Annotated in this window: 18 protein-coding genes and 1 riboswitch; of the genes, 12 read left to right on the top strand and 6 right to left on the bottom strand. The window is 40.6% G+C overall.

Annotated features, from left to right (window positions below):
* Positions 1–109 precede the first annotated feature (109 nt).
* The gene (locus tag NSQ44_RS12565) at positions 110–289 is read left to right on the top strand and encodes a YqzE family protein (RefSeq protein WP_130156369.1); all 180 of its coding nucleotides are present in this window, start codon (positions 110–112) and stop codon (positions 287–289) included.
* A 90-nt stretch (positions 290–379) separates the two neighbouring features.
* Here NSQ44_RS12565 and NSQ44_RS12560 read toward each other — a convergent pair whose 3' ends face one another.
* Positions 380–1,177 (bottom strand): YqhG family protein, encoded by a 798-nt coding sequence (locus NSQ44_RS12560; RefSeq protein ID WP_340857193.1) that lies wholly within the window; start codon positions 1,175–1,177, stop codon positions 380–382.
* A 51-nt stretch (positions 1,178–1,228) separates the two neighbouring features.
* Positions 1,229–2,896: a DEAD/DEAH box helicase gene (locus NSQ44_RS12555; RefSeq protein ID WP_340857192.1), complete on the bottom strand. Its 1,668-nt coding sequence runs from the start codon at positions 2,894–2,896 to the stop codon at positions 1,229–1,231.
* Between the two features lie 283 nt (positions 2,897–3,179).
* Positions 3,180–3,267, top strand: a riboswitch (glycine riboswitch).
* A 213-nt stretch (positions 3,268–3,480) separates the two neighbouring features.
* On the opposite strand from NSQ44_RS12555, the gene gcvT reads away from it, so the two are divergent.
* The 3 genes from gcvT to gcvPB are packed head-to-tail and all read left to right on the top strand — an operon-like array spanning position 3,481 to position 7,409.
* On the top strand, positions 3,481–4,596 hold the full coding sequence (gene gcvT, locus NSQ44_RS12550) for a glycine cleavage system aminomethyltransferase GcvT (protein WP_340857191.1): 1,116 nt from the start codon (positions 3,481–3,483) through the stop codon (positions 4,594–4,596).
* A gap of 18 nt (positions 4,597–4,614) precedes the next feature.
* Positions 4,615–5,958: an aminomethyl-transferring glycine dehydrogenase subunit GcvPA gene (gene gcvPA, locus NSQ44_RS12545; RefSeq protein WP_340857190.1), complete on the top strand. Its 1,344-nt coding sequence runs from the start codon at positions 4,615–4,617 to the stop codon at positions 5,956–5,958.
* Positions 5,949–7,409, top strand: a complete 1,461-nt coding sequence (gene gcvPB / locus NSQ44_RS12540; RefSeq protein ID WP_340857189.1) for an aminomethyl-transferring glycine dehydrogenase subunit GcvPB — start codon at positions 5,949–5,951, stop codon at positions 7,407–7,409. The genes gcvPA and gcvPB overlap by 10 nt, the downstream gene beginning before the upstream one ends.
* A gap of 40 nt (positions 7,410–7,449) precedes the next feature.
* On the opposite strand, the gene NSQ44_RS12535 is transcribed toward gcvPB, so the two are convergent.
* The gene (locus NSQ44_RS12535; protein ID WP_063388106.1) at positions 7,450–7,824 is read right to left on the bottom strand and encodes a rhodanese-like domain-containing protein; all 375 of its coding nucleotides are present in this window, start codon (positions 7,822–7,824) and stop codon (positions 7,450–7,452) included.
* A gap of 193 nt (positions 7,825–8,017) precedes the next feature.
* On the opposite strand from NSQ44_RS12535, the gene NSQ44_RS12530 reads away from it, so the two are divergent.
* Positions 8,018–8,854: a lipoate--protein ligase family protein gene (locus NSQ44_RS12530; RefSeq protein WP_340857188.1), complete on the top strand. Its 837-nt coding sequence runs from the start codon at positions 8,018–8,020 to the stop codon at positions 8,852–8,854.
* Positions 8,855–9,177: 323 nt separating this feature from the next.
* Positions 9,178–11,739: a vitamin B12-dependent ribonucleotide reductase gene (locus NSQ44_RS12525; protein ID WP_063388108.1), complete on the top strand. Its 2,562-nt coding sequence runs from the start codon at positions 9,178–9,180 to the stop codon at positions 11,737–11,739.
* A gap of 809 nt (positions 11,740–12,548) precedes the next feature.
* Here NSQ44_RS12525 and NSQ44_RS12520 read toward each other — a convergent pair.
* A complete protein-coding gene (locus tag NSQ44_RS12520; protein ID WP_044899035.1) occupies positions 12,549–13,880 on the bottom strand; it encodes an IS4 family transposase in 1,332 nt (443 codons plus the stop codon).
* Positions 13,881–14,070: 190 nt separating this feature from the next.
* Between NSQ44_RS12520 and NSQ44_RS12515 the strand changes: the two genes are divergently transcribed.
* A complete protein-coding gene (locus NSQ44_RS12515) occupies positions 14,071–14,949 on the top strand; it encodes a patatin-like phospholipase family protein (protein WP_094246197.1) in 879 nt (292 codons plus the stop codon).
* Here the strand turns inward: NSQ44_RS12515 and NSQ44_RS12510 are convergent.
* Both NSQ44_RS12510 and NSQ44_RS12505 read right to left on the bottom strand, forming a co-directional pair.
* Positions 14,946–15,317 carry an SA1362 family protein gene (locus tag NSQ44_RS12510; protein ID WP_340857187.1) on the bottom strand — a complete coding sequence of 124 codons (372 nt, stop codon included), beginning with the start codon at positions 15,315–15,317 and terminating at the stop codon, positions 14,946–14,948. The two genes, NSQ44_RS12515 and NSQ44_RS12510, sit on opposite strands and share 4 nt — an antisense overlap.
* Before the next feature lie 57 nt (positions 15,318–15,374).
* Complete coding sequence (locus NSQ44_RS12505; RefSeq protein WP_066247604.1) at positions 15,375–16,313, bottom strand: DUF1385 domain-containing protein; 939 nt, start codon at positions 16,311–16,313, stop codon at positions 15,375–15,377.
* 243 nt (positions 16,314–16,556) lie between these two features.
* Here NSQ44_RS12505 and NSQ44_RS12500 point away from each other — a divergent pair, with 243 nt between their 5' ends.
* The 5 genes from NSQ44_RS12500 (at position 16,557) to spoIIIAA (ending at position 20,702) form a co-directional block, all read left to right on the top strand.
* A complete protein-coding gene (locus tag NSQ44_RS12500) occupies positions 16,557–17,051 on the top strand; it encodes a YqhR family membrane protein (RefSeq protein WP_094246195.1) in 495 nt (164 codons plus the stop codon).
* A 140-nt stretch (positions 17,052–17,191) separates the two neighbouring features.
* Positions 17,192–17,644 (top strand): type II 3-dehydroquinate dehydratase, encoded by a 453-nt coding sequence (aroQ, locus tag NSQ44_RS12495; RefSeq protein ID WP_063388113.1) that lies wholly within the window; start codon positions 17,192–17,194, stop codon positions 17,642–17,644.
* Positions 17,634–18,695, top strand: a complete 1,062-nt coding sequence (locus tag NSQ44_RS12490; RefSeq protein ID WP_340857186.1) for a M24 family metallopeptidase — start codon at positions 17,634–17,636, stop codon at positions 18,693–18,695. The genes aroQ and NSQ44_RS12490 overlap by 11 nt, the downstream gene beginning before the upstream one ends.
* Positions 18,696–18,745: 50 nt before the next feature.
* Positions 18,746–19,303: an elongation factor P gene (efp, locus tag NSQ44_RS12485; RefSeq protein ID WP_063388115.1), complete on the top strand. Its 558-nt coding sequence runs from the start codon at positions 18,746–18,748 to the stop codon at positions 19,301–19,303.
* Positions 19,304–19,784: 481 nt separating this feature from the next.
* Positions 19,785–20,702 (top strand): stage III sporulation protein AA, encoded by a 918-nt coding sequence (spoIIIAA, locus tag NSQ44_RS12480; protein ID WP_063388116.1) that lies wholly within the window; start codon positions 19,785–19,787, stop codon positions 20,700–20,702.
* Positions 20,703–20,704: the final 2 nt, after the last annotated feature.

Genomic DNA, 20,704 nt, shown 5'->3' with positions numbered 1-20,704 from the left:
TCAGCGCCTTATCAAAGCTTCAACCAATCGTTTATTTGCCAGAATGTCTGTTTAAATGAACAGAGTTTAGGAAATAATATAAAAAAATTTTATTTCGAGGTGCCCGCTTATGTCTGGTAATGATTATGTGAAATATGTAACCGAACAGTTTGTAAAGTTTATCGACACCCCAAAAGAAACAAGGAAACAAAGGCGTGAGGAACGGAAAAAAGATCGTCTTCCATTATCAATGAGATGGTTTGGATTTTTGCCGATGGCGTTTTTAATTTTGATCAAGAAAAAGAAATAAAGGAAAAGGAGCCGTTCATCAGCTCCTTTTTTATTGAAAAGTGATGAGATCATTCAATTTCGAGCGTATTTTCTGCGTCTTGATTTTATTTTAATGAATCAAAGAATCCGATGATAAATAAAAAATTCCTCCATTGTGGACTTCTATTTCAATGCGCGGTTCATACAGCTCTTGAATCGCCTTCTTTTCTGTCCAATAAACAGAAGGTTTTTCATCTAGATCTTCATAAAAATGCTCCAACAATGCTAAATCGGCATTCATTCGTTCTCTCGCTTCTTCCGCCCACCGATGGTCATCTTCTTCAATTTTTTTTGTCACGTAATGCTTCAATCGAGTTAATCCGCTTTTCGGTGTAATTAATGGCGTAATGGTAAAACAAAAATCAGGAATTTTCGGTGTCAAATGAATTTTTTCTAGCTGCTCCTGAAAATTTTCAACAATCCTTCCGTTGATTAAATGCAGTCCTAATGAATAAGTTTGATCCTTCTTTTTGTCACAAATATACGAAATCGTTACATTCATCCCAATCCAAGGGTGCAGCGGCACGTTTGCTTTGGAAGCTGCTGTCTGTTCATATAACCGAATATAAGAAGACATTTTCTTCGTTGCCGCAAAAATTTGGTGCAGTCTCGGCGATCCGAAATGAATCCATTCACCTTTTACATCTTCCGGAGCCTCCTTTGAATCCGTGATGAAAGTAAGTTTCATCGGATTTGGAGTTCCGCCGGTTTTTTCTAAATAATGCCAGTAAAAAGGCCGGTTCATTAATTCTTTATCCATTTCAACAGTTAATTGAACGGTAAAATATCCGTTTTTTTCTTCAATAATTGGACAATTGGTCGCCTGAAAAAAGCGTTTTAAAAATGTGGAAATTTGAGCCTGCTGCATCATTCCGCCTCCTATTTAAAAATTTTGCAAGCAGCTATGAAAATAAAGAAATCAGTTATTCTCGGCCTGTTGTAATTGTTCACCAAAGTTGAGAATAGCCGCTAAATTTTCCATTTTAATTTTCATTTCTCCTTCCGAACTCGACTGAATCATAATATCTTCTATATGTTCATGAATATTGCGGAGGTCAAGTTTTGCTAAAATACTGTCCAATTCCCCAATAACACGTTCAAACAGATTTATTTTTTCATATAATAGCTTTAAGATATGCTCCTCTACTGTATTTTTTGTCGCCATGTTATAAATGAACACATCCCGTTCTTGTCCGAGACGGTGGATGCGCCCGATTCGCTGCTCCAAACGCATCGGGTTCCAAGGCAGATCATAATTAATAATATGATTGCAAAACTGCAAATTTATCCCTTCCCCTCCTGCCTCTGTCGCGATCAGTACTTGCGCTCTATTTTTAAATAAATCCTTCATCCAATCCTTTTTGCCGCGTTTAAATCCGCCGCGGAACGGAACAGATGTTATGCCGTGCTGTTTTAAAAACCATTGTAAATATAATTGTGTTGCCCGGTATTCGGTAAAAATAATCACTTTATCGTTAATGTTTTGAATGAGTTCGACCGTTTTTTCTGCTTTCGAATTTTTTGTTACTTGATCGATATAGCCCATTAGATTGCGAATGATCTTTTCAGGCAATTGTGGAGCTTCATCCTTTTTATCAAGCATTTTTTTTAATGTTATGTACACTGCTTCTCTGCTCGAACATGCTTCACGCTGAAGCGTTAAAATGGAGAAACTGCTTGTCGGAATAGAGAATGACGACCGAATTTGGCTGATGGCATCATATAAAGCCTTTTCAGCTTTCGAAAATTGAATCCAAATCGTTTCCACATGTCTTTTTGACCATTCAATTCCTGTATCAATGCGGCGGTTTCGTATCATAACTTTATTGACAAGTTCTCGTAAATGCTCATCGTCACGAATATTCCGTCCTTTTTTCTTAAACATATCGTGAAAGAGCTGTTCATTGCCGAGATGTCCAGGTTTTAAAAGAGAAACAAGGTTGAAAATTTCTTCAATGCGATTTTGAATAGGCGTTGCCGTCAATAATAAACAAAATTTTTTCTTTAAATTTTGAACAAACTCATAGTTTTTTGTTTTGTTATTTTTTAATTTATGCGCTTCATCAATGATGACCATGTCATAATCCAATCCGTGAATAATTTCTTTATGGGGGCTTTTTTTTGCTGTATCAAGGGAAGATACGACAACATCGCATTGCTCCCAAACATAGCTTTTCTTTTGCTCAACGGCAGGAATGTAAAATTTTTCATTTAATTCCCTCACCCATTGGGAGACGAGTGAAGCTGGAACTAAGATGAGCACTTTTTTGACAAGTCCGCGAATCATATATTCTTTTAATATTAATCCGGCTTCAATTGTTTTGCCGAGACCGACTTCATCAGCTAATATTGCTTTTCCGTTTAATTTTTCTACTACTGTTTGTGCGACCTCCAATTGGTGGGGAAGAGGGGTTACATGATCAAGATGCAAAGGAGCTACTAAACCTTCAAATGATGGAATGGTCAAATAATTCGTAACTTCATAAGCTAATTTGTATAATTCCCAGTTTGCCCACGGACCGTCTTCCTTTAATCTTTGCAAAAATTCTTCTTCCCATGTTGTTTTATAGCGGATGTTTATATTCATTGCCCACACCCTATCCTTTATTTTTATATTCAAAGTGAAATGTTCATTTTTTTTATCGCTAATTCAAAAACCGTCCCGTTTTTTGATTATAAATTTTTATAAACACGAACAATTAACAATGATTTTTTAAAATTATTTGGGAAAGGTATTGCTGAAACCGTTTAAAGATGATACCATTAAAATACGTTTGAAGTCTTTTTCTTTTGTTTTCTACTCATCTTTTTCCTTTTTGTCGAATATGTCATTTGTTATTTTTTCACAATTTACAAGAAAATATGTGCGGATGAGAGCAAGGGGAGAGACCTCCTTTGTGAGGCGCCGAAGGAGCAAGCATATGTGAATCTCTCAGGCAAAAAGACTCTTGTTTGACGCAGCTCTGGAGAGTGTTTGCATATTGTGCAAACCACCAAAGGGGAAAGCCTTTTTAAGGTAAACTTTCAGGTGCAAGGACAGAGACGGTGTAGCAAAATCTTGTCGATCGGAATAGACAAGACGATACTAGGCCGTTTTCTGTCCTTTTTTCTGCTTTTTAAGCTGAAAAATTTTGAGAGAAACTAAATGCAAAAAATAGATCAGGAGGGGAAATGATGAATGAATTAAAACGCACTCCTCTTTTTGAAGTGTATAAACAATATCGAGCAAAGATGATCAATTTTGGAGGATGGGAATTGCCTGTGCAATTTACTTCCATTAAAGAGGAGCATTACGCTGTCCGCACCAATGCAGGTCTATTTGATGTTTCTCATATGGGAGAAATCATTGTAAAAGGGAAAGACAGTCTTCAGTTTTTGCAAAAGGTATTAACTAATGATGTTTCAAAGCTTCGGGATGGAAAGGCTCAATACACAATTATGTGTTATGAAGATGGAGGCTGTGTAGACGATTTAATCGTTTATCGGCTAAACGAGGAAAAATATCTTTTAGTAGTCAATGCAGCGAATATTCAAAAAGATTTTCAATGGCTCATGTCTCAAAAACACGGAGATGTTGAATTGCAAAATATTTCTGAAAGCTGTGCTCTCCTTGCATTGCAAGGCCAGAAAGCGGAAAAGGTGCTGCAAACTTTAACAGACGTATACTTATCTGAGTTGAAATTTTTTGAATTTATTGAAAGTGCTGAGATCGCAGGTAAAAAAGCGCTCATTGCCCGAACTGGTTATACCGGGGAAGACGGCTTTGAAATCTATTGCCAAAGTGAGGACGCCGTTTATTTATGGGAGAAGATTTTGCAAGCAGGAGATAAAGAAAAAGTTGTTCCATGCGGATTGGGCGCTCGTGATACGTTGCGGCTGGAAGCAGCTTTGCCGTTGTACGGTCAAGATCTTTCGGAAGACATTACTCCGATAGAAGCAGGAGTCGGATTTGCAGTGAAGCTTACGAAAAAAGAGAATTTTATCGGAAAAGATGTATTGCAAATACAAAAAGAACAAGGGGTATCGAGGCTGGCGGTCGGCTTGGAAATGATCGAAAAAGGCATTCCCCGTTCAGGTTATAAATTGTTTTCTGGAAATCAACAAATTGGAGTTGTTACATCAGGGACGCACTCTCCTACTTTGAATAAAAGCATCGGGATCGCTCTCGTCAAGAAAGAATTTTCGGAGATCGGGAATGAAATCGAGGTGGAAGTTCGGTCAAAACGATTAAAAGCAAGAGTAGTACCAACTCCATTTTATAAACGACCAACAAAAAATGGAAAATAAAGAAAGGAGAAGCTTTCGATGAAGCATCGCTATTTACCGATGACAGAAACTGATCGAAAAGAGATGTTGGAGGCGATCGGAGTCGAATCGATCGATGACCTGTTTGCCGACATTCCAGAAAGTGTACGGTTTAAAGGAAAATACAATATAAAGGCTCAGAAACCGGAAACCGAGCTGTTTCGCGAGCTATCTCAACTTGCTGCCAAAAATAAGGATGTAAAAACAAACGTTTCCTTTTTGGGAGCTGGAGTGTATGACCATTATATTCCGGCAATTGTCGATCATGTCATTTCTCGATCAGAGTTTTATACGGCTTATACGCCATACCAGCCAGAAATTTCTCAAGGCGAGCTCCAAGCAATATTCGAATTTCAAACAATGATTTGTGAATTGACAGGAATGGATGTCGCCAACTCGTCGATGTACGACGGAGGGACAGCTTTAGCAGAAGCTGCATTATTAGCTGCAGGTCAAACAAAAAAGAAAAAGGTGCTCGTTTCGCAAACGGTGCATCCTGAAACGAGAGATGTGCTAAAAACTTATGCAAAAGGACAAAACGTTGAGGTAGTGGAAATCCCTTACCGAAACGGAGTGACCGATGTAGAGGCATTAAAAGAAATGATGAACGCCGAAGTAGCATCAGTCATTGTACAGCATCCAAATTTTTTCGGTCAACTTGAACCGCTTCACCAAATCGAAGAGATCTCCCATTCCGAGAAAAGCTTATTGATCGTTTCAAGCAATCCTCTTGCTTTAGGTGTGCTTTCACCGCCTGGTTCATTTGGTGCGGATATCGTAGTAGGCGATGTTCAACCGTTTGGAATTCCAATGTCTTTTGGCGGTCCAACTTGTGGATATTTCGCCGTAAAAAAAGAGCTGATGAGAAAAATTCCTGGGCGACTCGTCGGTCAAACAGTAGATGAAGAGGGGAAACGAGGCTTTGTTCTCACTCTGCAGGCAAGGGAGCAGCATATCAGAAGGGATAAAGCTACATCAAACATTTGCTCCAACCAAGCGTTAAATGCTCTTGCCTCTTCTGTTGCCATGACTGCTCTTGGAAAAACAGGTGTAAAAGAAATGGCTTATCAAAATATCCAAAAAGCAAACTATGCGAAAAAGATGTTTGAGAAGAAAGGTTTTTCCATTCCGTTTCAAGGTCCAATGTTTAATGAGTTTGTCGTGAAGCTGTCCAAACCAGTTTCTTTGGCCAATAAAAAGCTGCTCGAAAAGGGAATCATCGGCGGCTACGACCTTGGCAGAACGTATCCGGAACTTGAAAAACATATGCTTGTAGCGGTAACAGAGCTTCGTTCGAAAGAAGAAATCGATTTATTTGTGAACGAGTTGGAGGGATGGCAATGAAGGATCAACCGTTAATTTTTGAAATATCCAAACCGGGACGGATCGGATACAGCTTGCCTGATTTAGACATACCGGAGGAAAATATTGATCAGCTGATTCCTAGTGACTATTTGCGGACAGAAGATGCCGAGCTGCCGGAAGTATCAGAACTTGACATTATGCGCCATTATACTGCTTTGTCGAAGCGGAACCACGGTGTGGATTCCGGTTTTTATCCGCTTGGTTCCTGTACAATGAAATATAATCCGAAAATAAATGAAAATGTGGCAAGATTAACTGGCTTTTCTTATATTCATCCATTACAGGATGAAGCGACGGTTCAAGGAGCAATGGAATTAATGTATGATTTATCAGAACATTTAAAAGAAATTACAGGTATGGATGCTGTTACATTGCAGCCGTCTGCAGGGGCGCACGGAGAGTGGACGGGGCTCATGATGATTCGCGCCTACCATGAGGCAAATGGAGAAAAACATCGAACACAAGTGATTGTACCTGATTCAGCCCATGGAACAAATCCTGCTTCAGCGACCGTTGCCGGTTTTGAAACTGTCACGGTGCGATCTGATCAAAACGGACTTGTCGACTTAGACGACTTAAAGAGAGTGGTTGGAGAAAATACAGCTGCTCTTATGTTAACAAACCCCAATACGCTCGGTTTGTTTGAAGAGCATATTGTAGAGATGGCGGAGATTGTTCATTCAGTTGGAGGAAAATTGTATTATGACGGAGCGAATTTAAATGCAATTTTAGGCAAAGCGAGACCAGGGGATATGGGCTTTGATGTCGTTCATTTAAATCTTCATAAAACGTTTACAGGCCCCCACGGGGGAGGGGGTCCCGGTTCAGGACCTGTCGGTGTGAAAAAAGAGTTAATTCCTTTTTTGCCGAAGCCTGTGCTCGTCAAGGATGAAAATGGATTTCGTTTCGACGAAGACAGGCCGCAATCGATCGGACGAGTAAAATCGTTTTATGGAAATTTTGGAATCAATGTGCGGGCATACACATACATCCGCTCCATGGGTCCGGACGGTTTAAAGGCGGTCTCTGAAAATGCGGTATTAAATGCGAATTATATGCTGAAAAAATTAGCGCCTTATTACGAAATGCCGTATGACCGCATTTGTAAACACGAATTTGTCTTATCTGCGAAACGGCAAAAGAAGCTCGGTGTCCGTGCGCTTGATATTGCAAAAAGGCTTCTCGATTTCGGGTATCATCCGCCGACAATTTATTTTCCGCTCAATGTTGAAGAATGCATGATGATTGAACCGACTGAAACGGAATCAAAGGAAACATTGGATGCTTTTATCGAAGCGATGATTCAAATTGCTAAAGAAGCGGAGGAAGAACCGGAAATCGTTCAAGAAGCTCCTCATACAACAGTCGTCAAAAGACTCGATGAAACACTCGCAGCAAGAAATCCGATATTAAAATATGAAAAAAAGTAAGGATTCGCGTTTTGCGAATCCTTATCTTTTATACTTGATTTTATTTCCCTTTTTTAATTTTTCCAGTCCACTTTTTAAAGCCGCCCTTTAAATAATAGAGCTCCTGATAGCCTTTTTTCTTCAGCATTTGTGCGGCTCGCCCGCTTCTTGCACTTGACTGGCAATATAAATAAACCGGTTTGTCTGGGCGGATTTCTTTATAGCGCTGTCTCAATTGGGAAAGGGGAATATTTCTTGCTCCTAAAATGTGGCCACCTTCAAATTCATTCGGCTCCCGCACATCGATGAGCTGCGCTTTCCGATAGCCGGCTTTAAATTCTTCCTCCGTTAATCCTTTCATAATCTTTTTTTGATATAAAAATGTGGCCAAAAAATAAATGATAATAGCTGCAAGAATGAGCAATGACCATTCCACGCTTGTTCGACTCCTTTTTATTTGTTTGAATTTATTTGTTTGAAGTTCATGTGAACATACATACGAATGTTGGACAACATTTATTATATAAAACAAGAATGGAAATGTCATTTCTTTTCGGGCGTTTTATTTAACAATATCCTCTTCATTTGATAGACTAAAAAAGCAAATATAAAATAAAGAGGGTTGCGATATGGGAAAAGAAATATGGAATTATATTGATTCTGGCTTTTCATCTCCTTTTTACAATATGGCTCTTGATGAAGCTTTATTGGACTGGCACAGTGAAGGAAAAATCGCTCCGACGATTCGTTTTTACGGATGGAATCCGCCGACATTATCCATCGGCTATTTTCAAAAGGTTGAAAAAGAAATTGATATGGATGCTGTAAGACGGCACGGCCTTGGCTTTGTACGAAGACCAACAGGCGGAAGGGGCGTGCTGCATGACAAGGAGATTACATATAGTGTCATCGTATCCGAAGATCATCCGCGAATGCCCAAAACCGTGACAGAGGCTTATCGTGTAATTTCGGAAGGAATTTTACATGGATTTCGCTTGTTAGGCTTAGACGCTCATTTTGCAATTCCAAGAACGGATGAAGAAAAACAGCATTTGAAAAATCCGCGGTCATCTGTATGCTTTGATGCTCCGTCTTGGTATGAGCTGGTAGTTGAAGGAAGAAAAGTTGCCGGGAGTGCCCAAACTCGCCAGAAAGGCGTTATCCTGCAGCACGGCTCGATATTGCTAGATTTAGATGAAAAGCTGCTGTTCGACTTGTTTAAATATCCTAATGAGCGGGTCAGGGAAAGATTAGAGAAAAACTTTAAAAATAAAGCGGTGGCGATCAACGACCTTAGAGAAACTCCAGTCACAATGGAAGAGGCATGGAGCGCCTTTAAAAAAGGGTTTGAATACGGGCTTGATATTGAGTTGAGACCGTACCAATTGTCTAGCGAACAAGAAGAGTATGTGAAAAAACTGGCTAAAGAGAAATATGAAACAGAAGAATGGAATTTTAGAAGATGAAGCGGCGAACATGCCGTTTTTTGTATGATCAAAATGAAATGGATCGTTGCTTGTAAATCAAGGTGCCGATGTGTTTTCAAAAACTGCAACTGACAAATTTCTTCAAATACCGCCGGAATGATTCTAAGATCATTAATTTTCTTTTCCTTGCTTCTTTTTTTGGTTAGTTTTACATTTGACATTTTCATAATGCAGCGTATATCATACAATATATAGAGCAAACAAATGTTCTTTAGCACAATATATTGTTATTTTTTCGTTGATAATATCATCTAAATGTGGTAACGTATATCAAGTACGATATTTTTAAGGGAGTTGTGAATATGACAGTGGCGCTGAATGAGAAAATGAAAATTGATGTGGAGAAGCTGAATAAAGATATCAGCCTTTTCCCGCAGGTGCATCCGATTACGGAAGATATGAAAATCACGCACAAAGGTGTTTCGCGCCTTGTAATGCTGGACAGGTATTCATTTAAAGACACTGAAAAAATTACGCTATCTGAAGGCGATTTTGTAGTGCTGACGATCAAGGAAGATCCAAAATTTCCTGCAAGAGGGCTAGGCTACATTAAAGAAATTGATTGGGAAAATAAAAAGGCAAAGGTTCAGGTCGAAGAAGAGTTTCGTCATACTCTTGAAAAGCCTGAAGAACGGGAGACGGGAATCATCGTTCGTTCTTTAGATGTCATCGAAAAACCGCTTGAAATTTTTTATGAACAAATTGCCAAAAGAAATGCAACAGGTCTTGCTGCTGTTGAAAAAACAGAAGAAAAAAGAAAAGAATGGTTTGAAAAATTTTATCAAGAGCTCGTCAATCTGCATTTTATTCCGGCTGGCCGGGTTCTTTACGGCGCTGGAGCAGGGACCGAAGTGACGTATTTTAACTGCTATGTCATGCCCTTTGTAAAAGATTCCCGTGAAGGGATCTCTGAACACCGCAAACAAGTAATGGAAATTATGAGCCGCGGAGGCGGTGTCGGCACGAACGGTTCAACATTGAGACCAAGAAACACATTAGCCCGAGGTGTAAACGGCAAATCATCAGGATCTGTGTCGTGGCTGGATGACATTGCAAAATTAACCCATCTTGTGGAACAAGGTGGCTCACGGCGAGGAGCCCAAATGATTATGCTGGCCGACTGGCATCCTGACATCATTGAATTTATCGTTTCCAAAATGCAAAACCCGCGCATTTTGCGCTACTTAATTGAAAATACAAATGATGAAGGAATTAAGAAGGCGGCTGAAGACAAGCTCAAATTTGTTCCTCTTACACAGCAAGAGCGCGACATGTATCAAGGAATTGTCAACTTTAAAAATGTTCCGGGCAAAGGAGGCTTTTCAGACGCTGTTATTAGAGAGGCGGAATTAAAGCTTCGAGTTGGAGGAACATATACTGTTCATAATCCGGAATTTTTAACAGGCGCTAACATTTCTGTCTGCTTGACGAAAGAGTTTATGGAAGCAGTGGAAGAAGATCGGGAGTATGAGCTTCGCTTTCCAGATGTGGAAAGCTACAATGATGAAGAAATGAAGATTTACAATGAAGAATGGCATAAAGTTGGCGATGTGCGCGAGTGGGAGAAAATGGGGCATCGCGTGCGCGTGTACCGCAAAATTCGCGCAAGAGAGCTTTGGAAGCTGATTAACATTTGTGCAACCTATTCAGCGGAGCCAGGTATTTTCTTCATTGACAATGCCAATGATATGACGAACGCAAGAGCATATGGACAAAAGGTTGTTGCAACAAATCCGTGCGGTGAACAGCCGCTTGCACCATATTCCGTCTGCAACTTAGCAGCAGTAAACTTGGCGAAGATGGTCGACAAGGAAAAGAAAGCTGTTGACTATGAAAAGCTCAAACGAACTGTGGAAATCGGCGTCAGAATGCAAGATAATGTCATTGATGCTACGCCTTATTTTCTCGAAGAAAACAAAAAGCAAGCGCTGGGTGAACGGCGCATCGGCTTAGGCGTTATGGGTTTGGCGGACTTGCTTATCTACTGCGAAAAAGAATATGGAGCAGAGGACGGCAACAAGCTTGTTGATGAAGTGTTTAAGGTAATTGCAACGACCGCATACCGGGCATCAATAGAACTGGCAAAAGAAAAAGGCAGCTTCCCGTTCCTAGTCGGCGAAACGGAAGAAGAGACGCAAAAATTAAGACAAGCCTTCATTAATACAGGATATATGAAAAAAATGCCGGAAGATATTCGCGAAAACATTTTAAAATATGGTATTCGCAACTCGCATTTGCTGACGGTAGCACCGACAGGATCAACTGGCACTATGGTTGGCGTTTCTACAGGTCTTGAGCCATATTTCTCCTTCTCATACTACCGAAGTGGGCGTCTTGGCAAATTTATTGAAGTAAAAGCGGATATCGTTCAAGAATATTTAAATGAACATCCGGAAGCTGACCCGAATCATTTACCGCATTGGTTTGTGTCAGCGATGGACTTGTCGCCTGAAGCTCATGCTGATGTGCAATGCATCATTCAACGATGGGTCGATTCAAGCCTTTCCAAAACAGTAAATGCGCCGAAAGGCTATACAGTTGATCAAGTGCAAAAAGTATATGAGCGCCTATGGAAGGGCGGAGCAAAAGGCGGAACTGTTTATGTAGACGGAAGCCGTGATACCCAAGTCCTGACATTAAAAGCGGAAGAAAATGTATTGAATGACGACATTCCGGAATCGACGAAAGAAAATGAAGGCAAAGTTGTGTTAATGAACACTGTTCAAGATTTGCGCTCAACTGATGTCACATATGGCAACGAAGTCGGCAATACATGTCCTGTTTGCCGGGAAGGAAAGGTTCAAGAAATCGGTGGCTGCAATACTTGTACAAAATGCGGTGCCCAATTGAAATGTGGATTATAATAAAGCGGCAGACTTGTTCTGCTGCTTTATTCTTGTGCGCCCGGCATGGGTGTAATCTATAGGGTGAAAGTCCCGAGCTGCGAAGGCAGAAGTAGCAGTTAGCTTAACGCAAGGGTGTCCGTGGTGACGCGGAATCTGAAGGAAGCGAGCGGCAAACTTTAAGGTCTCTCGGAACACGAACTTCATATGAGGCTAGGTATCACTGGGTGAGTTTGCAAGACAAAACAAAGCCCTTTCTGCCGAAGGTGATACAGAGTAAATGAAGCAGATGGATGGAAGGAAAGATTACACTCTTACCCGGGGAGGTCTGGCTGGCACGCCAAGTAACCTTGGTAACCTATCTAGTGATAGATAGCTGAACAGTCAGAAGTCAGCAGAGGTCATAGTATTAGTTGGTCTAGAACAACTAAGAAGGACCGAACAATTAAGAGAGAATAGCCCTTGGCATTCAGTGAGTCATGATGAACACAGAAAACGTAGTACCTCACTTGAGGGAGGAAGCGGTGAATCCCGTGGGAGATCTCTTGGAGGGTGGAGTGACCACTGGCATAAAGAGAACAGCTATTCACGGAAGTTATAAAGACTTGCGTCAATTATCTTAATTGAACCGCCGTATACGGAACCGTACGTACGGTGGTGTGAGAGGACGGGGGTTAATCTCCATACCCGTCAAGTTAGCGGTATAAAATTTTTTAGGATGATACGCATGTTCGAAAAATCAATCAAAGGATGAAGAGAAAACCAAATGCTGGGCATGCCAAATAACCCTCAAGAAGAGGGTTATTTGGCATTTATATCCATGACCCACACTACCATATCCCCAATTTCTTTAAAAGATCCGATACCGTTTCCTCTCCTTTCCTTCGGTCTTTCCTCGCGTGTTTCCTTAACAGAGATAGGAGAGATGGAAGGGCGGTTTCCATCGCTTGGGGATGCAAAAGAAACCGATGCCAATACGATTGGAGGATATTAAGCGCTTTCCATTCACTGATCTCGATTCCCTCCCGTTGATGCCAATACCTTCGGGCTTGGAACAGAAGAGTCTGCGTGACTAAAATGGCAATCAATGTCCCATATAAGTGGCATTCGAATCGTTCCTTCTTCATCTTTTTGACACGGTCAAGATCAAATAAGGATTTCCAGCCCTTAAATAACAGCTCCACTTGCCAGCGCAGCGAATACAGCTCATAAACTTGTTGCGCATCAAACGATTCTTGTGGTAAATTGGTCAGTAAGATGTGATATTTCTTTTGTTCAAGGGTTTGGCGTGACAGCGCCTTCCCTTTCTTTTTTTCCTTTTTCCGCACATACGTCAGCCGTTTTTCCCATTCTTCCGCCGTGAGACGGCGAAAAATCAGACGCGGAACATACAGGCGTTGGTGTCCGATATACACGTGTTCCACTTCCACGGCTTCCCCCTCGCCCAATCGATTTCCTATCGATTCCCAATCCCATTCGTGCCACTCCCCGTCCTGTTTGATATAGACTTTGATATCGGAACGCAACCGGGTAATATAATAAGCACCTCGAGCATCGATCTCCGCCAGCGTGGCGAGTGAAAAAAACCCCAGATCCCGAATGCAAAGGTCATTCGGTAAAATCGTGTGCTGGGTATGATAAGCAAAACGGGCATCGGAATCATTGGCCTGTTGGACGCACAGCTGAAGACAGGTTCCCGATAACAGCTCATACTCAAATTGGATTTTGGCGCCAGATGAAACCGAACCTTGATAGTCCTCACCATAGTCGGCCGGAAGTAAAAAACTGGTAGAGTCTAAGATCCGCAGACGGGTGAAACAAGCGCGATACGTCTCGGTGATGGAAGAGAGTGCCGGACGTTGATGCATCAGGAGAGTAAAAAAGACCTCTTTTAAAAACGCCACGGCACGAGGCGTAAACCGCTGATTCAGTCCTTCATTCGAGAGAGAGCAATCATGCCAGAGCGCCAAATCGGCACACAACCGCTGAAGCGACTGACAGGCGAGCGATCCGTCTCCCCAAGCACATAGCGTCAGAAAGGCTTCCGCTGTTAATGAACGCTGCCGCTGAATGAATCCGACTTTCCGTGCCAGACGGGTCAGTTCTTCAGAGGAGAAGAGTTGACGAATCGTTTTTATCCATGCCTTCATCTTTTTTGCCATCAAAAAATAATCCTTTCCAACGATGATTTTCGTTAGAAAGGATACCATGTTTTTGGCGCTGAAAAAAGATCAAATTCTTAACTTGATGGCTATGGGGTTAATCTCCCCCTCCTACTCGATTGAAAACAAACTTCTAAACATCGTTTTCCCTTCTTAAAATGTAGTAACGGAATAGTAAGGAGGGAATGCTTTGAAAATTGACGGTGTTTTTTCTGGTGGAGGGATCAAAGGCTTCGCTTTTATTGGAGCATACAAGGCCTTGGAGGAAAAAGGATTTGAATTTGTTAGGGTTGCTGGCACGAGCGCCGGTTCGATCATTGCCGCTCTCATTGCAGCCGGCTACAAAAGTGATGAAATCCTTTCTTTGATGGACAGCTTAGAGCTGCGAAAATTTTTAGATAAAAGAAAAGGAATTATGTCATTTATGCTCATGAAATGGATCAGTGTTTATTGGCGGATGGGACTATACAAAGGACAATTTTTAGAAGAATGGATGGAAGAAAAATTAAAAGCAAAAGGAGTTTCAACATTTGCAGATTTGCCGAAAGGAAAGCTTCGTGTGATTGCCTCCGACCTTACGAACGGAAAAATTGTTGTATTGCCAGACGATTTAAGCAAATATGGAATCAATCCTAATAGATTTTCTGTTGCAAAGGCAGTCAGAATGAGCTCATGCCTCCCGTATTTTTTTGAACCTGTCAAACTATGGACGAAGGATGGCGTCAGTATTGTTGTCGATGGAGGAGTGCTCAGCAATTTCCCGATTTGGCTTTTTGATGGAAAAATAAAAAAAAGACCGATCCTCGGTTTTCAGCTTAGCGCGCATATAGAGGAAAGGCCAAAAAATGAAATTAAAAACGCTTTATCAATGTTTCACGCGTTATTTGAAACGATGAAGGAAGCGCACGATGCAAGGCATATTGCCACAAGGCATGAACGCAGCATCGTTTTTATTCCGGTTGAAAATATTTTAACGACGGAATTTAAAATTACGAATGAGAAGAAACAGGAATTAATTCAGCTCGGCAAAGAAAAAACGGAAACCTTTTTAAAAAAATGGTCCTATTAGAAAAGAGCTCTATTTTTCTTTTTTCCTTTTTTACCTTCGATGACTGTCAAATGATTGTTTTCTCTCCGCCTTTTAGCAGAGATAGCCGTTTTGTTTTTTTTGTGGAGTACGTGCTTTTGAGCATAATGTATCTTTTTATCTTTAAATCTTTTTTTCGATCTTTTCGCAGCTTTTAAAAACTGTGAATACTCATTATTTGTACGTTTTTTCATCACTAAGCGATAAATGAGGATGATGATCCCGATGACAACCGCCCAAATAAACAATTTGAAAAAAGTCATTGGATTGAAAAAGAGCATATAAATAAACCCTAAACCTCCTAAAGTAGCGATAACGGCAAATACGGGATGGACGGGAAAACGGTTCATCTAAAGGCCACCTCCATCAGTCGTTTTCAAGAAAAAGAAAAGCTCTCGTTTATCAAATCAACCAATACGCTCCATTTTTTCCGTCTCTTCTTCCAATAAAAGCAGCTTTTGAAAGCTTGCAATCGCTACTTCCACTTGATCGTCTGTAGGTTCTTTTGTCGTCAGCAGCTGAAGCCATAGTCCTGGATAACCAAGATATTTTAAAACAGGCTTATGCCGCAGCTTATTTGTAAACTGCAATACTTCAAATGAAATGCCGAGAACAACCGGTATAAGAGCGATTCGGTCAACAACGCGAAGCCAAAGCGGGTCTGTCGGAACGAGCAGATACACAAATACTCCAACAATAACCGTAAACAAAATGAAACTGGAACCGCATCGATAATGAAGTCTTGATTGTTTTTGTACATTTTCAACAGTTAAAGCGAGCCCGTTTTCATAGGCGTTAATCACTTTATGCTCAGCCCCATGGTATTGAAAAACACGCTTTACTAAAGGAGTCATCGAGATGAAATAAATATAAGCAAGCAACAGCAAAAGCTTAAAAAAGCCTTCGAGCAAAATTTGCCCCACATCCGATGAGATGATCGGCCTGAACCATTCTGCGATAAACACTGGAATTAAAGTAAAGATAAATTTGCCAAGCAAAAATGACAGCACTCCGACAGCAGCAGCTCCTAAAATGAGTGAAAGCTTCGACTCTTTTTTTTCTTCTGACAATAATTTTTCATCATCGGCTGGATCAACATCGTATCGATCTGAAGAATAGCTTAAATGCTTGGAGCCGTTTGCGCTTGCTTCAATAATGGCGGCAATTCCGCGAATAAAAGGAATTTTTTTGAAGCGGGATAATATAGGATGTTTTTTTCGCGGCAATTGAAAAAAATCAATTGAATTGTCTTTTCTCCTGATCGCTGTGACGAAATGATGCTTCCCTCCAAACATAACTCCTTCAATTACCGCTTGCCCGCCATACATAGTCTTTTCGTTTTTCATGACGCACCAACCTGCCTATCTATATAATAAAAAAGCTATTGAAAAGTTTTATTTATTACTATTCTACAAAAAATTAGATGAAACCTCTAGGTTGGATGTGTCTTTTTTCCAATAGGGCGGCGTGAAAAACTTTATCATTATTTAGTATGAATGAAATAAATTTTTTTATACAAAAAATAAACTTTTCATGAAAAATTCATCAAGAAAAGAAAAGTGGACATATTAAAAAAGGGAGGTGGACGGATGCTTAACAGCGAAAAAAAGAATTCTACTGGTAAGGAAAAGAAAAAAGAACCATTCCGATCCTTTTTTCTGAAAATTGTTGTCATTGGTTTTACTGGCGGAGTATTATGGAGTTTGATAGGATATTTAGCGTATGTGTTGAACTTTACGAAAATCGGGCCAAATCGAGCTCTCATGTTATTTGCCTTTGATAAATGGAAGAACGGAGTCGCTGGGCATTTTGCGGGAGCTGCCTTCATAGGCATCATTTCTATACTTACTGCATTTTTATATTATGTTCTGTTCAAAAAAGTTCGGTCAATATGGGGAGGTATTGTTTTCGGAGTCGCGCTGTGGGCGGTTGTTTTTTGCTGGCTGGGACCGGCTTTTCTAAAAATCGATCCGCTCGGTCGGCTTGGTACAAATACCATTGTCACCTCCATCTGCTTGTATGTGCTGTTTGGCGTTTTTGTCGGGTATTCCATTTCCTACGAATATGGGGAGCGTCAATCATAAACTAAATGATGAGATTATAGAACTGTGTCAGGGTCACAAGATCCAATCATAAACTAAATGATGAGAGATCAAGAATCTTATGGTAGAATGTTCATAATACTGGACATTCTTTTTTAATACATGATAGAAAGGTGTAATCGATGGAGAGAATACTTGTGATCAATGGCCCGAATTTAAATTATTTAGGCGTGAGGGAGCCGCATATTTACGGAAAAAAAACATTGGCAGATTTGGAAAATGAATTGAAATCTCTCGGTGAAAAAAAACAAGTTCAATTTTCTTTTTTTCAATCGAATCATGAAGGAGAGATTATCGATAAGCTTTATGAAGCCGATCAACAATTTGATGGAGTGATTTTAAATCCAGGAGCTTTTACTCATTACAGCTATGCGATACGGGATGCAATTGCCAGCATTTCAAAACCGGTAATTGAAGTCCATATCTCCAATACAAATCAACGGGAACCGTTCCGGCATCATTCTGTCACAGCGCCGGTGACACAAGGGCAAATAATTGGCTTAGGGTTTTACGGCTATCAATTGGCAGCTTTATCTTTACTACATTTGATCAGGGAGGAAACACATGAAGCTTGAAAAAGTTCGTTCACAAATGGAACAGTTAAATATTGACGGCATGCTCATTACAAACGAATATAACCGCCGCTATTTGACGGGATTTACAGGTACGGCCGGGGTCGCACTGGTGGCAAAAGAGGATGCATGCTTTATTACCGATTTCCGGTATGTAGAACAGTCAAAAAAACAAGTAAAGCATTTTAGAATCGTGCAGCATTCAGGGTCGATTTTTGAAGAAGTCGCTGCGCAGGCGAAGAAAATGGGGATCAAAACGCTCGGGTTTGAGCAGGATCATCTTTCTTATTCAACATACACATCGTACAAGGATGTTTTAAAAGGGATTGAATTCGTTCCTGTCTCAAATATTGTGGAAAAGTTGCGCTTGATAAAGACTGATGAAGAGATTAAGATATTAAAGGAAGCCGCTGAAATCGTTGATGCTGCCTTTACACACATTTTACATATGATCCGTCCAGGTGTGAGAGAGATTGAACTAGCGAATGAGCTCGAATTTTTTATGCGAAAAAAAGGAGCAGTTTCCTCATCTTTCGATACGATTGTCGCGTCAGGCTATCGGTCAGCCCTTCCCCATGGTGTAGCAAGTGAAAAACCAATTGAAAAGGGAGAGCTTGTAACGTTTGACTTTGGTGCCTATTATAAAGGATACTGTTCAGATATGACGCGGACAATTGCTGTTGGAGATCCTGGAGATGAAATGAAAGAAATTTACAACATTGTGCTTGAAGCGCAAAAGAAAGGCGTGCGCGAAATCAAGTCTGGAATGACTGGAAGGGAAGCGGATGCTGTCACACGTACCTACATTGAGGATAAAGGGTACGGGGAATATTTCGGTCATTCAACTGGACATGGAATCGGACTTGAAATCCATGAAGGACCGACACTATCCGCTCGCTCTGATACCGTTCTTCAGCCAGGCATGGTGGTCACGGTTGAACCTGGTATATACCTTCCAGGAAAAGGCGGGGTAAGAATTGAGGATGATATTTTGATCACTGAGCACGGAAATGAAGTGTTGACTCATTCGAAGAAAGAGCTCATCATTCTCTAGCGAGTGCCCCAAACAATGTTGTTAAAGAAAATGTAATAGGAGGACCAAATATGATTTCTGTAAATGATTTTCGTACAGGTTTAACGATTGAAGTCGATGGGGGGATTTGGCGCGTTCTTGAATTCCAGCATGTAAAGCCTGGTAAAGGGGCGGCGTTCGTTCGTTCAAAATTGCGCAACCTTCGGACAGGTGCCATCCAAGAAAAAACGTTTCGGGCTGGCGAAAAAGTAGCACGTGCTCAAATTGACACCCGGAAAATGCAATATTTGTATGCAAATGGCGATCAGCACGTTTTCATGGACACAGAATCGTATGAACAAATTGAGCTTACTTCAAAACAAATTGAATATGAGTTGAAGTTTTTGAAAGAAAATATGGAAGTATACATCATGATGTATCAAGGCGAAACAATCGGTATTGAGCTTCCGAACACGGTTGAATTAACTGTTACGGAAACAGAACCTGGCATTAAAGGGGACACTGCATCAGGCGGCTCTAAACCGGCTACGCTTGAAACAGGGCTTGTCGTGCAAGTGCCGTTTTTCGTTAATGAAGGGGACGTTATTATCGTCAATACTTCTGACGGTTCTTATGTTTCCCGTGCGTAATTATTCTTAAAAAAATAATGAAAAAAGTCAAAGAAAACGAAAAGACCCGCAGAATTCATAACTGATTTCTGTGGGTTATTTTTTTGAAAAGAAAGATTTTATAGCTATTTTCGCAATCGTTTATAAAAGATCAGAATACACAAGCTTTCCAACCTGGCCTTTTTTTGAACAGGATTCAATTACAGCTTGTCCACCTTTAATGATCCATCCACGCTTTTTTCTTTTTCCTCAATTCATTGAAAACGGCAAAAGGTATAACAATATAAATAAAAGCCGCAAGAAGCCATACAAGTCCATCATAAATTTGAACCAACATTCACTCACCACCCCCTAACTCCATTATAACTGTTAAAATCAGAAAATTCTATCAAATTCTATTGAAATGATAAATGCAAAAAAAAGAATAAGAGAAACGGTAGTCATAAAGTGGCCAAGCTTGCATACATTGAAAATAAATAAGGTATTAAAGGGGGAAGGAAGATTGAAAGAAATCATCTCAATTTTTCCCGAAACAATTGCAAATGAATTAAAGCAGCTTCCTTCTTCTTTTTTTGAACAGATGGAAGAAATTCGCATACGTTTGTACAAGCCGATTGAAATCATCGCATTCGGCAAACCGCACTTTCTTCACTACGAGGCGACAAAAGAAGACGGGATGATGATTTTAAACAAGATCAGCCAATATTCGATTTACACACTGGAGGAAGAATTAAAGAGAGGTTTTATTACGATTGGAGGAGGGCACCGGATCGGCCTTGCTGGAAAAGTGATTACAGAAAACGGCAATGTCAAAGCCATACGGCACGTTACATCTTTTAATATTCGGATAGCAAGGGAGAAAATAGGCCTAGCTGAGCAATATATTCCTTATGTATATGAAAAAAAATGGTTAAATACGCTTATTTTTGGACCTCCCCAATCAGGAAAAACGACTCTGCTGCGCGATTTTGCCCGGATCATAAGTACTGGGGTTAAAACGATCCCGCCTCAAAAGGTCGGCATTGTGGATGAAAGATCAGAAATAGCCGGCAGTGTAAAAGGAATTCCGCAATTTACTTTTGGTCTTCGCATTGATGTATTGGACGGATGCCCGAAAGCAGAAGGGATGATGATGTTGATCCGTTCGATGAGCCCTGACATCATTATTGCTGATGAAATAGGGCGTAAGGAAGATACCGATGCATTAATGGAAGCTGTGAACAGCGGTGTTCAGCTGTTTGTGAGCGCTCATGGCGAATGCTTTGAAGATTTGCTGCACCGTCCGACCTTAAGAGAACTTATTCAATTAGGCATTTTTGACCGATACATGGAATTGGAGAAAAAAGGTACTCCAGGGACGGTTTCCCGTATATTTGGAAAAAAAGAAAAAGAGATTGTGTATAAAGCAGGTGTGAAATAGCG

Origin of the sequence: Aeribacillus sp. FSL M8-0254, from assembly GCF_038008845.1 — a bacterium.
In the GTDB taxonomy this organism is placed as follows: Bacteria; Bacillota; Bacilli; order Bacillales; family Aeribacillaceae; genus Aeribacillus; species Aeribacillus composti.
Note: the sequence above shows the minus strand (reverse complement) of the source record. Positions and strands in the feature narration are given on the sequence as shown.